Origin of the sequence: Asaia spathodeae NBRC 105894 (assembly GCF_025994195.1) — a bacterium.
GTDB classification, from domain to species: Bacteria; Pseudomonadota; Alphaproteobacteria; order Acetobacterales; family Acetobacteraceae; genus Asaia; species Asaia siamensis.
Genome location: NZ_BAPY01000007.1, coordinates 107,194 through 120,253, shown reverse-complemented (window position 1 = coordinate 120,253; position 13,060 = coordinate 107,194). Strand labels below are relative to the sequence as shown.

The following is a 13,060-nucleotide window of genomic DNA, read 5'->3' as shown; positions in this document are numbered from 1 at the left end:
GACGGGCTTTCAGCTTTCAGAAGGGAGCGGGGCTGTGAGCGGAGCGGAGCGCCTGGGCACAAAACGGTGCCACAACCGTGTGCCGAAACGACCGATCGCGTCCATGTAAAGATAGACGACAGGGGTGGTGTAGAGTGTCAGCAACTGGCTGATGAGCATGCCGCCAACAATGGCGATGCCGAGTGGTCGGCGCATTTCCGACCCGTATCCATGCCCGACCATCAGCGGCACAGCGCCGAGCGCAGCGGCGAGGGTTGTCATGAGGATGGGGCGAAACCGCGTCAGGCAGGCCTCGTAAATGGCTTCACGCGGCGTGTGGCCCAGCTCCTTTTCGGCATAAAGCGCGAAGTCGATCATCAGGATCGCATTCTTCTTCACGATGCCTGTAAGCAGGATCATGCCGATCATGGCGATGAGACTGAACGACTCGCCCCCGATCCAGAGCCCGAGAATGGCGCCGATACCGGCTGAGGGCAGGGTGGAGAGAATGGTGAAGGGGTGGATCAGGCTCTCATAGAGCACGCCCAGAACGATATACATGGCGAAAAGCGCGGCGACGAAAGCCAGAAGCTCATTGACCAGCATGTCCTTCGTTTCACCCGCAAGGCCCGAGAACTCGCCGGTCAGACCGGGCGGCGCGCCCATGTCTGTCATCGTGCTTTCGATCAGCTTGCGGGCGTCTTCATAGGTCTTGCCATCGATCAGATCGAAGCTGATCGCGGTCGAGGTCATGCCCTGCTGATGGTCGATCTCCATCGGGGTGGGCTCCATCACCAGATCGGCCACGTTGATGAGCGGGATCATGGTCTCGACAGAAGAGGCAACTGCCGAACCATTGGAGTTGTTGCCCGTGATCTGGTTGGCGATGGCGTTGCGCAGCGAGGCCTCGCTGAGCTGTGTCGCGGTCGAGGCCGAGCTGCTGCCGGTGGTTTTCACACGGATCTGGTTCGAGCGCACGGCACCCGAGGGGGTGCCTGAAGCGGTCGAGATCCAGGCGCTGCGAAGCTGCTCAGGCGATTCCCGATAGGCGCGGGCGACTTCCATCACCACGGAATGGGTGGTGATGTCTGTATGAATGCGTGACGCCACGGTCTGGCCATAGGCATCATAGAGCACATTGCCGACGAGTTGTGGCGTGACCAGATAGCGGGCCTCGGTGTCGCGGCGCAGCTTGACGTGTACCGAGGCGCCATGGCCTTCGACATTGGTCGTGACCGTGGTCATCATCGGGTTCTTGCGCAGCTTTGCGGCAAGACGCTGCACCCAGAGCTTGAGCTCGACCGGATCCTGGTCGCGCAGCACGTAACGATAGGCGCCGCTACGATGCTGACCGCCGCCACCATTGGGATCGCCCGCCGAGAAGAACGAGGTACGCAGGCCGGGCATATCGCCCAGCTTCTTGCGTATGCTGTCGACGATCTGCACATCCGTGCGTGTGCGGGTACGCTTGTCAGACAGCCGGGCGAAAAGCTGACCATCGCTGCTGCTGTTGTTCCAGCTGGTGACAGACAGAACATCCGGGTCAGCTTTCATGACCTCACCGACATAATGGATGCGCCGGGTGATCTGCGAGAACGACATGGTGTCGTCACCGCTGATCGAGCCACCCACCAGAGAGATATCCTGCGCCGGGACGCCCGTCTTGGGCATCAGCACAATCGAGGTGACGAGTACGATGAAGCTCAGAGGCAGGGTCAGCGCCGTCAGGATGTGATGGCGCAGTGCCACGCGCAGCGTGCGGGCGTAAAGGGCAATGATGCCATCGAGCACGAAATCGATCAGACGCAAGGTGCGGTCACGCAGCCCTGGCCCGGTTGGCTCTTCATGTTCGACATCCAGCCAGTAGGCGCACATCATGGGGGTGAGGGTCAGTGACAGGGCCAGCGAGATGAGCAGCGCCGAGACGATGGTCATCGAGAATTCGTAGAAGATCGCGCCAACCTGACCGGGGATGAACAGCAGCGGAATGAAGACGGCCACCAGAGAGGCCGTGATCGAGAGCACGGTGAAGCCGATCTCCGACGAGCCTTTCAGGCTCGCACTCATGCGGTCCATGCCGGCTTCCATATGGCGCGCAATGTTTTCCAGAACCACGATGGCGTCATCCACCACGAAGCCCACCGAGATGGTGAGCGCCATGAGCGACATGATATCGAGGGTGAAATGCTGCCATTTCATCACGGCCAGCGTGCCGATCAGCGCGATGGGCACGGTGACGGCAGGAATAATGGTCGAGCGCAGGCGGCGCAGAAACACCAGAATGACGCCGATCACGAGAATGATCGAGATGCCGAGCGTCAGCTGCGTATCATCGAGTGAGGCACGGATGCTCGATGAGAGGTCGATGGCCGTATCCATCTCGACGCCGGGTGGCAGAACCGCACGCAGCGTGGCCATGCGGGCTTTGACGGCATCGACGATCTTGACCGTATTGGCTTTGGGCTGGCCGCGAACGATCAGGGTAATGGCAGGCTTGTTGTTGAAATACCCCGCCTGATACAGATCCTGAACGCTGTCACTGACCTCGGCGACAGAAGAAAGCCGGATCGGGTTGATGTTGTTGCGATAGCCGATGATCAGATCGCGATATTGCGCTGCATCCTCGGCCTGGTCGTTTGTCTCCAGCATGAGGCGCTGGCCGCCGGAATCGAGAAAGCCCTTGGGTGTGTTGGCATTGGCCGAGGCAAGGGCCTGTCGAACGTCTTCAAAGCCTACGCCCCATTTGTACAACGCATAGGGGTTCACATCCACGCGCACGGCGGGGGCGGCAGAGCCGACGGCCTGCACATGGCCTACGCCCTTGATCTGCGCCAGAAGCGGCTTGACCCTGATCTGGGCAAGGTCGAACAGCTTCGGCAGCGTCATGACGTCTGAGGTCAGAGAGAGAAGATAGACCGGCTGGGAAGTCGGGTCGTCCTTGTAGGCATACGGGTCACGGTCGAGCGTCCCCTGCGGCAGGTCGGCGCGTGCGGCTCTCAGCGCCGCCTGAACATCGCGCAGGGCACCATCGATATTGCGGGATTCCACAAAATCGATGCGGATATAGGCAAAGCTATTTTCACTGTCTGATTCGATCAGCTTCACCCCGGCAATCTGTCCGAGATAGCGTTCCAGCGGCGTGGTGACCGAGCTGACCATCTGCTCGGGGCTGGCGCCGGGCTGTTCGATCTCGACATTGATTGTCGATGAACCGATATCGGGCAGGCTTGCGACGGGCATCAGCGGATAGCAGATGGCCCCTGCCGCCAGGAGCGAAAGGGCGAGCAGAATCGTCGCCACGGGACGCATGATGAAGAGACGACAGAAATTCATTTCGTCTTCATAGCAAAGTTTTTACCGGAATACGTAGCCCGGGACGCTCTTGTCTTGATCTTTTCGTATTTTGACCGTGGCTACTGGTCGAGCGGCGGCATCGAGCCGGGGCGGCCTGTGGGCTGGTGCGTGTAATAGGCCTCGGCCAGACGCACGGGCAGCACATCCATGAAACGCGAGCCCAGAACCAGCCAGGCGGGGAAAATGATCCGTCTCTTGCGACGCGCCAGACCGCGCAGGATTTGCGCGACCGCACGTTCCACGCTCGAAAGCCCCGGCATGGGAAAGCGGTTCTGCGCCACCATGGGGGTATCGACGAAGCTGCAGCAGACGCTGGAGAGGTGAATACCTGCCCGGCGGCTATAGGCGCCGCTGGCCACCAGAAAGCGGTCGAGCGCCGCTTTAGAGGCGGAATAGGAAGGTGTGCCGGGATAGGAAACGAGCCCTGCAACCGAGGCGATGGCACAGATCTGCCCCCGCTGGCGGGCGAGCCGACCGGCCTTTCGCAGAGGCTGGGCGCGCATGCGTGCCATCATGGGAAGGATGGCATTGAGGGCCCCATCGAGATTGACGGCCATCATGCGCCGAACCTGCTCGATGCTTTCAAAGGCGGCGCCGTCGCCTTCCAGGGCAGTCACACCGCCGGTTACACCGGCGCAAACCAGCAGCAGATCAACCGGTCGGTCGGCGGCTTGGGTACACCACTGGGTCATGGCGTCCTGATCTGTCACATCAAGGCAGGTCAGACAGGTTTCGGCACCCTTTGCCCGACAGGCTGCGCCTGTCTCTTCCAGGCCATTCTGCTGGCAATCGGCCAGATGAAGCGCGCGACCTGGCGCAGAGAGGGCGACGGCGAGGGCACGCCCGATACCGGAAGCCGCCCCGGTGATGAAGATCGTCCCGTAATTCATGCCTTTGGGCTTACACGCTGTGACGCGTGGCGCCAAATGGCGTCGTCATTTCGGCCAGATGCGCGTGATGGGTCAGGAAAAGAATCTGCTGATGCTGCGCGATTCTGGCCAATGTCGCAAAACCGGCCTCGGCACGGTTTTCATCAAAGGTGATGAACAGGTCATCGGCAATGAAGGGCAGGGTGACGCCGCGTGCCCGTGCCTGTTCGAGCGCAGCAAGGCGCAGGCTCAGATAGAGTTGATCACGCGTGCCTTCGCTCATGGCCGAGGGGCGTACCATTTTCTCGTCTCGCAGCATGCCTGCAAGCTCTGGTGCCCGGCCATCCTCTGAAATGACGAGCTTCTGATAGCGCCCGCATGTCAGTGAACCGAAGATCGTCTCTGCTGCTTTCAGAAGAGGATTGGTGTTCTCGAGCCTCTGACGTTTTGCCACATGGGTGAGTACCAGCGACTGGATGCGGGAGGTTGCCCATTCCTCGGCAGCGCGTGCCATTTTGGCGCGACAGGACTCGATGTCAAAAGCGGCACTCAGCGCTGCCTCGTCCTTCTCGATGTCACGCAGCAACGCCCTGATCTCGCCTCTTCGCGAGAAGGCCGCATCGCGCTGGCGCTCAAGCTCTGCCTGTTCGCTCTCGACGGCACCGAGACGGGTTTCTGTCAGAGCGGGGTCGGTGTCTTTCGCCTGCTCTTGCAATTGGGCCAGATCGAGCCCGTCTGAATGGTCGATGATCTGTCGTTCGAGCTGCGTCTTCTCTTCCTGATCACGATAGTGACGCATTTCTGCATCGAGAACCGGGCGTATGGTCTCGATTTCGGTGACCCCAAGTTTCTGCATAAAGGGCGCGAACGTGGCGCGCAGTGCGTCGAGCTTGGTGTCGGCAAGGGCACAGGCTTCGGCATGCTCCCTGATCCGGGCATCCTGAAGATCGGCTTGTGTCTTGTCGAGCTGTGCTTTCAGCAGGGCCTCATGCAGTGAGGCCATTGCTGCACCAGCTGTTGCCAGAGCGAGGGCCTCCCCCCGACCGAGACCCACCATGAAATGGCGGAAAGCCTCTTCTAGGGCGGCGCTATCGGCTTTGCGTGCTGTCAGGGCTGCACGCCGAACCAGCAAAATGCTGGCCTTTCTGCGCGCGTCTTCAAGAGTTTCGACTTTTTCCGACGGCCACGGTTCTGTGCCGGGGAGTGTCCCGGTCCAGCGCGCAAGCAGCGCCTGCCGCTCGGCAGAAAGCGCCTCACCCTTGCGCTGCTCTGACAGCGCCTCGCGGCGGGCCAGATCGCACTCCGTCTCGCGCTCGGCGAGGCGCTGGGCCTCTTTCTCGCGGTCGCGCAAATGCATTCTGACTTCGATCAGACTGTCGGCAAGCGTATCACGCGTTGCGAGATTAGGCAGAAGTTCACGCAGGGTCGTGAGCATGGCGGCCCGGCGGGCACAGGCGGCATCGTGATCGGCCTGTGCGGCCTGATGACGCGCCTGCGCCTCAAGCGCCTTGTGCCTGAGCTCCAGCCAGCCTGTCAGGCGATCGGGTGGCAAGATCGGCAGGCCCCGTTTTTCTACTTCGTCCTGCCATGAGCGCGCGGCTTCCTGCTCTGCCTGCAGCAGGATATCGCGTCGTGAGTCGGCTTGGGCCAGTTCCAGAATACAACGTTCGAGTGCCTGCTCGATCTGGGTCAGCTTCGCCGATTCCTCGGCATCGTCGAAGCGGCGATCGGCGAGTTGATCGGCTGTGAGGCGTGATGCGAGATAGTCTGCCCGCTTGTCGACATCGTGGGGGGCAGTCATCAATGCGTCAAACAGGGTGTCACGCCGGACGCGTTCCTGGCTCAGCGCGGCGTGCGAGATGATGTCGCGCTGTTCAAGCTGGGCCTTGTCGAGCAGGAGGCGGTCTCTGGTGTCGCCCAGGGCCTGAGCCGCTTCCGAGGCAGAAACAACGGCTTTTTGCCTCTCGCGCCAGATCTCCTTCTGTCGTTCCAGAAAGTCGGGTTCGGGAAGGGCCATCATGCCGAGCGCTTCCGGGGTGCCTTTCCAGGGCAGCAGATCGCGCAGGGACTGCGTCATCCTTGCTTCTGCCTCATGACAGGCACGGCCGAGGGCAGTCACGGTGCTGTCGATATCTCCCAGAGCCTCGGCCTGTTGCACGGCGATCTGCAGGGGGCGCAGATCGCCTGCCCTGGCCGTGCCGCGTGTTGCCTCGGCGCGGGCCAGTCTTTCCTGCGCGGCTTCATGATTCCGGCGCCATTCAGTCTCACGCAGGGTGAGCGCATCATGGGCTTTTGCCTGAGGGCGCAGCCTTTCAAGAAGGCTCTCCTGCGGCAGGCGCGACAGGATTTCTTCTGCTGTCCCGGTATGGCCCTGTGCCTGCAACGCGGCTTCGAGCTGTGACAGGCTGGCTTCCTCTTCGCGATCGAGGCGCTCAGGGCCGAGCGCTTCGAACCGGCTTTTGAAGTCGCGAACTTTTCCTGCCTGCGCCAGCAGAACGAGATCAGGCTGGCAGCCCGCACGGGTTTCGACCAGCCCGTCATGGTCTTGTTGCAGGGCAGCCCGTTTCTGTAGCGCTTCGACCCAGCCCCGCAGCAGGCGCTCGAAACTTTCATGTTCCTGCAAGGTGAGGAGCGGGGCGGGTGTGGCGTTCAGTGCATCGTTGAGCGCATCGAGACGGGTCAGTGCCGATCTGAGCCGTTTGAGTCTTCCCAGCCGGCTGCGCTCCTGACGCAGGGCGGTGATACGCTGCTCAAGGCTCAGGCGGTCGCTCTCGAGTGCGCTGGCCTCGTTGGTGAGGAAGGTCCAGGTTGAGCGGGCGCTTTCGGCGGTGCTCAACTGGCTGCGCGCCGCATCGAATTCCTTTTTCAGCTCATTGAGCTGTGTGCCGCGACCGCCTTTTTTCCAGATAGCGCTGGCTTGGGCGTCGAGAGCCTCAAGCACGTTCTGCACGTTTTCGAGCCCGAATCCTGCGGCCAGAAGCTGCTGGCCGAGATCGCCCTCAAAACGTGCCATGGCGTCGCCACCGGCGCGCAGACGCTGATGGTCGAGGCTCCACATGCGCTCGAAAGCCGTACGATCGACACCGCCCAGCCAGCGAAGCAGGGCGTTTTCATCAAGTGGCGTGGTATCGTCAGGGGCGAGCAGCGTCTGCGTGCGCCCGCGTTTGCGGACGACATCGAGCCGGGTATCGCCCTGTTCGAGACTGGCACCGACGCGCAGCAGGGGGGCGTCGAAAAGCCAGTCCTGCGATTTGAGATTGGGAAAGCCGAAAAGCAGATCGCCAATCGCGGCGAGCATGGTCGATTTGCCCGCCTCATTGGCACCATGCAGCACGTGCAGGTCAGCGGGACTGGGCGCAAAATCGTAATGTCGGTCAGAAAAACTGCCGTAGCGGATGAGATCGAGCGAGCCAAATCTCATGATGCGTCTCCCTTGCCCGACAGCCTGTCGCAAAGAGCCTCGTTCAGCTCGGGCAGGATAGAGGCCCAGTCGCGACGGTTGATGCGGTCGAGGAGGGAATCAGGGGCAATCTCACCGAGATTGAGCGTCTTGAGACAGGAATCGAGCTCCTCACCAATCGATTTCAGCAGGGTTTCATCACTGGCAGCCTCATGCACGAGGCCGGATAATGCGAAACCATCGCCCTCATCTGGCGCCAATCGGGTCTGTGTCGCGACAGGGGTGGTGTCGAGCAGAAGTTTTTCGAGTTCGATCTCACCACCGCTCATGGCGGCCAGATGCTGCACGGCTTCGCGCAGAGTCTGGCCCTGACGCTTGAGCGTGTCATGCAGCGCAGTTGTCCCCGCTATTGTCAGGCGCATCACGCAGAGATGCCCTTCATGCATGTGGGCGATGTCACGCAGAAAGGCGCCGAGCCGGTCTTCGAAGGCCGAAAAATTCTCGATTCCGGTGCAATCGAAACGCGCAGCGTGCCAGCGCACCACATCGCAGGCGATGGGGGTGATCGAGTCGATGCGATGATCGGTTACGGAAACCAGTACGACGCCTTTTTCGCCCGTCTCGCGGATATGGCGGCCCTGAAGCACGCCGGGAAAGACGATGGGGGTGCCATCGGTCAGGATCATGCGCTCATGCACATGGCCCAGCGCCCAGTAATCATAGTTCTTGGCACGCAATGTCTCGGGCGCGCAGGGGGCATAGGTTTCATGCTGCCCATGGCCCGAAAGCGAGGTGTGCAGGACGCCGATATTGAAATAGCCGGGTACGGGCGCCGGATAGGCGGGGGTCATGTCATGGGGCATATGCCGGTTGGCGAAGCTCTGCCCATGCAGGGCCACGCCGAGGTCTTCAATCAGAAAGCTGCCCGGGCGGGGGGAAGGAAAACGGTCTATGCCGGCCTGTAGCGGCAGGTCGCGAGTGAGCACCGAGGCAGCGTCGTGATTGCCCTGCAGCAGGAAAACCCTGATGCCATGCGCGATCAGGCGCCCAAGAGCGGTCGCCATGTAGCGCCCGGTGCTGATGGTCTTCCAGTCGCCGTCATAAAGATCGCCTGCAATCACGACAAAAGCGACATCATGCTCGATAGCGGCATCGACCATATTGTCGAGTGCGCGGCGTGATGCCGAGCGGATGCGGTCGATGGACAAATCGTCATGCCGCTCCAGCCCCTTGAGTGGGCTATCAAGATGGAGATCGGCCGCGTGCAGAAAGCGAAAGGAGCTCATCCCGCTATTCTAGCGCATTTTGCAAAGGCGTGCGCCGGGCGAATAACGAAGGCTGTTCCTATCCTCATGTCGTGCCACACGCGGGCCCCGAAGCCATGATACCCGCAGATCATATTCTCTTTCTTCTCGTGCTGGCCGCCGCAAGCAGTCTGCTGATCCGCCTGGTCAAAAATGCGATTCCGCTGCCGCTGATCCAGATCGTGCTGGGGATCGGCGCTGCCCTGCTGGGAGTAAAGATCGGGCTGCGCCCCGATCTGTTCATGCTGGTCTTTCTGCCCCCGCTGCTTTTTGCGGATGCCTTTCGCATGCCGCTGCGTGAGTTTCACGAATTGCGGGGCACGATCTTCTTTCTGGCTTTCGGGCTTGTGGTGTTCAGTACGGTTTGCTGCGGCTACGCCATTCACTGGCTGATACCGACACTCGATCTGCCCTGCTGCTTCGCGCTCGCCGCCGCGCTTTCCCCCACCGACACGGTGGCAGTCTCGAGTCTCATGGCCGGGCGCAATGTGCCCGAACGGATGATCCATGTTCTTTCAGGCGAGGCGCTTTTCAACGATGCGTCGGGTCTGGTGTGCTTTCGCTTTGCGACGGCAGCGGCGCTGACGGGCGAATTCTCCTATCGTCAGGCTTTTGACGCGTTTCTGCTGGTTGCCTTTGGTGGCATGGCCATCGGGGCGCTCATTGCCTATGTCTCGGCGCGGCTCAACCGTGTGTTGCTGCGTCGCGGGTTTGACGATCCGCCCTTGCAGATCACCCTGATGATCCTGCTGCCGTTCGTGACCTATATCGTGGCCGAGGCGGTGCATTGCTCGGGCATTCTGGCCTCTGTCGCGGCGTGCATGGTCATCAAGACGATGGGCATGATCGAGGAGACGAATACCGCCACCCGCCTTCAGGCCACGACGGTCTGGGGCATGGTCAACTACATCTTCAACGCCCTGATCTTTCTTCTGCTTGGCCTGCAACTGCCTGCTCTGGTGAAGGGCGGCATGGCAATGGCGCGTGAGCGCCAGGTATCGCTGCTGCAGCTCGTCGCCCTTGTCGGCGCGGTTTATCTCATCATGACGACGCTGCGCTTCATCGGGATATGGCTGTCCATCCTGCGGCGCTGGTGCGTGGCGCGCTGGACGCAAAAGCCCTTTGCCTGGCCAGGTTTCCTGAGTTCGCTGCTGCTGACCTTTGCCGGGGTGCGCGGTGCGGTCACGCTTGCAGCTGTTCTGTCCCTGCCTGCGGTGGGGAGTGAACTGGGGGCGTTTCCATCACGCGATCTGCTGATTACGGTTGCGGCGGGTGTGATTGTTATTTCCCTTGTCGGTGCCGGGCTGCTTATGCCGCTCTGCATCCGCTTTTTGCCTGACCCCGGCATGGATCGCTACGCCTCGGAAGAAATCATGGCGCGTCAGAGGTTGTTGCGCACGGCAATCACCCTTCTGCACGACGAACGTTTCCAGACACCCGACACGGCCGATAGCAGCGTGCAGGACAGGGAACTCAAGCATGATGTGATCGATCGTCTGTCACAGAGCTATGAAAACCGGCTGAGCCAGATTGATGAATCGCATCACTCCACATTGATGAACCGCCAGCTTGCCCTGCGTCGCGAGCGGCTCGAACTGGCAACGCGCCTGCTTGTTCTGCGCGCGCAGCGACAGACGCTGCATGACCTGTTTGTCGAGCGTGGGATCAACGACCAGACGGAATGGGAATTGCAGCAGGAGCTGGATTTCGAGGAGCAGTTATTGCGCTCGCGCGTCCAGCGCCTGCCGAAGGATATCTGAGCCCAGCCTGGGCGGGGGCGGGTCAGATCAGACGGCGCCTGTTCAGTTCGCGCCGCATTGTATCGAGCATGAAGCGTGACGAGTCTTCCGCACGCTCTTCCCAGGCGAAGACACAGGAGGACAGAACGCCGTCAAAGCGTATCTCTGCCAGCGTGTCGAAAAAGACCGTCCAGTCGATTTCGCCCTGACCGATATCGAGATGCTGATGCACCCGCACGCGCGCGCCCGGCGGGTTGACGATGTAGCGCAGTTCCGAGGATTTGCGGTGGTCGAATGTATCGGCCACGCGGATATGAACAAGAATATCCGCCGCCTCGCGCAGCATGGCAGCCATGTCTTCGCCGTAGAAGAAGGTATGCGGCACGATATAGGACATTCTGACCGCATCCGAGCCGATATTGCGGATGATATCGATGGCAGGATGGAAGGTTTCGACCCAGTCTTCCGGATGCGGTTCCAGAGACAGGGTGATGCCTGCACGCTCGAGAACGGGCACGAGATCATCCATGGAGCGCCAGAAGGCTGCCTCGCAGGTTTCCGGTGTCGCAACGCCGGGTGGCAGTCCCGCAGACCGTTCGGGCGAGGTGCCACGCCCGAATTCGGAGACCATGAGCGGGCACTCCATTTCGGAGGCAATCTCGATGGCGCGCTTCCAGTAGCGCATGGCGATCTGACGTTCTTCCTCGATCGGGCTCGACCAGCGATACATGGGCTGCAACGTGGAAAGCTCGGTGCCGTGGTCGCGCAAGGCAGCCTTGAAATCACGGATACGCTGCGACGTGGCGCGCGGCATCACCCACCAGTCCAGAAAATCGGCGCGCGGCGAGAGTTCGATACCGTCGAAACCATAGCCGGAAACCGTTCTGGCAATTTCCGGCAGGGTGAGATGGCGTTGCATATAGGGGTCGAGAACCAGTTTCACCGGGCAATTCCCTTCGACAAAGGTGAGGCCGACCTGACAGGTGTTTCGTCCGGCCTGGTCGCCTTTTCGTCTAGAGCCTCAGCCACACGCTGTTATGCGTGAAATTGATTGAAAACCATCAGTAGGGGACTCGTGCCGGCGGGGGCGTGCGGGTTGGAAGGTGTCTCGCGCGCCCTGTAGAGCTTATGCGGTCATGCAGATATTACCGCGCAGGACGGATATCCGGACCATTATACTGGCTGCCGCTCATTGGACGGTTGACGGGGGGCGAGACCAGTGAGTCTGGCCAGGCAGGTTCGTCGGCGGCGCCGGGTACGATGGCGGTGCGACCACGCGGCAGGGATTGCGGCAGATCTTCGCGCAGGCGTTTGAGCATGCGCTCACGCAGATCGCAGCAGAGATTCCACATGCCATTGGCATCGCTGGCGCCCGCAATCAGGCGGATCGAGATTACCTGGGCATTGCTGTCGGCAACCTGGCAGCCGACCGAATTCATGTCGTGATCCCAGTTTTCGCAAGCCTTGAGTTCCTCATGGAACAGGCGCCGTACCTCGTCCATGGGTGTCTGGTAATCCAGCCAGAGAAACACCGAACCGATGAGAGAGGGCGAGCTGTGCGTCCAGTTCTGGAACGGGTTTTCGAGAAAATAGGCGATCGGCACGATATAGCGTCTGCGGTCCCAGGTGCGCAGCACGACATAGGTGGCGTTGATCTCTTCCACATAGGCCCAGTCGCCATTGAGAATAAGCATGTCTTCCATGCGTATGGGCTGGGTGATGGCAATCTGGATGCCAGCAATCAGGTTGGACAGGGCCGGGCGGGCCGAAAGACCCACGACGAGAGAGGCCGCACCGGCAGAGGCGAAAAGCGAGACGCCATATTGTCTGACAGATTCGAACACCATCAGCGCCGCACCCACAGTAATGACACCGCAGGTGATTTCGATCAGGCGTCGCAGGATGCGAATCTGGGTCTGGTGCGAGCGCACGGTGATATCATCAACCTGCGCACGGTTGGCGATGCGGTCGAGATATTTATCCGTGCCGAAACGAAAGGCCTTTATCAGCCCGAACCCGATGGTGATGATCGAGGCAAAGACAAAGAAATGGGCCAGAAACTGGATGGTCTTCGGCGTAAAGCCCGTCGTGGCAGGCAGGGCAGCACTGGCCGCCACAATCATCAGCAGCAGGCGGACATGGTTTTGCAGCCGGGCGATCGTCTCGTGAATGAAGGCGATACGCCGCAGGCCGGGCAGGCGGGGAAGTGCTTCGGTGATCAGGCGGCTGAAAAGCAGCGCGAACAGGGCGGCGGCACAGAGAAGCAGGGTGGAGGCGAGTGAGGGCGGCAGCCAGTCGAACCATGCGAGGAGCCTCGACATGGAGTGTACATAGTCTTGCTTGATCACAGTCTCTCCTGACGCTTTGCGGGAGGGGCGTCAGAATGTCACCTGTGCATGATCTCTCCAGGCGCCC

General features: G+C 60.9%; 7 protein-coding genes. 1 reads left to right on the top strand and 6 read right to left on the bottom strand.

The window, feature by feature from the left end:
* Positions 1-9 precede the first annotated feature (9 nt).
* The 4 genes from AA105894_RS07365 to AA105894_RS07350 form a co-directional block, all read right to left on the bottom strand.
* Positions 10-3,312 carry an efflux RND transporter permease subunit gene (locus tag AA105894_RS07365; protein ID WP_267311150.1) on the bottom strand — a complete coding sequence of 1,101 codons (3,303 nt, stop codon included), beginning with the start codon at positions 3,310-3,312 and terminating at the stop codon, positions 10-12.
* Positions 3,313-3,392: 80 nt separating this feature from the next.
* Positions 3,393-4,223 carry an SDR family NAD(P)-dependent oxidoreductase gene (locus tag AA105894_RS07360; RefSeq protein ID WP_267311149.1) on the bottom strand — a complete coding sequence of 277 codons (831 nt, stop codon included), beginning with the start codon at positions 4,221-4,223 and terminating at the stop codon, positions 3,393-3,395.
* A 10-nt stretch (positions 4,224-4,233) separates the two neighbouring features.
* On the bottom strand, positions 4,234-7,623 hold the full coding sequence (locus tag AA105894_RS07355; protein WP_267311148.1) for an ATP-binding protein: 3,390 nt from the start codon (positions 7,621-7,623) through the stop codon (positions 4,234-4,236).
* Positions 7,620-8,888 (bottom strand): metallophosphoesterase family protein, encoded by a 1,269-nt coding sequence (locus tag AA105894_RS07350; protein ID WP_267311147.1) that lies wholly within the window; start codon positions 8,886-8,888, stop codon positions 7,620-7,622. The genes AA105894_RS07355 and AA105894_RS07350 overlap by 4 nt, the downstream gene beginning before the upstream one ends.
* A 95-nt stretch (positions 8,889-8,983) precedes the next feature.
* On the opposite strand from AA105894_RS07350, the gene AA105894_RS07345 reads away from it, so the two are divergent.
* Positions 8,984-10,666 carry a Na+/H+ antiporter gene (locus AA105894_RS07345; protein ID WP_267311146.1) on the top strand — a complete coding sequence of 561 codons (1,683 nt, stop codon included), beginning with the start codon at positions 8,984-8,986 and terminating at the stop codon, positions 10,664-10,666.
* A gap of 22 nt (positions 10,667-10,688) precedes the next feature.
* Here the strand turns inward: AA105894_RS07345 and AA105894_RS07340 are convergent, their stop codons facing one another.
* Together AA105894_RS07340 and AA105894_RS07335 are read right to left on the bottom strand one after the other, a co-directional pair.
* Complete coding sequence (locus AA105894_RS07340) at positions 10,689-11,588, bottom strand: sugar phosphate isomerase/epimerase family protein (RefSeq protein ID WP_267311145.1); 900 nt, start codon at positions 11,586-11,588, stop codon at positions 10,689-10,691.
* A 202-nt stretch (positions 11,589-11,790) separates the two neighbouring features.
* Positions 11,791-12,966 (bottom strand): mechanosensitive ion channel family protein, encoded by a 1,176-nt coding sequence (locus AA105894_RS07335; protein ID WP_267311144.1) that lies wholly within the window; start codon positions 12,964-12,966, stop codon positions 11,791-11,793.
* Positions 12,967-13,060: the final 94 nt, after the last annotated feature.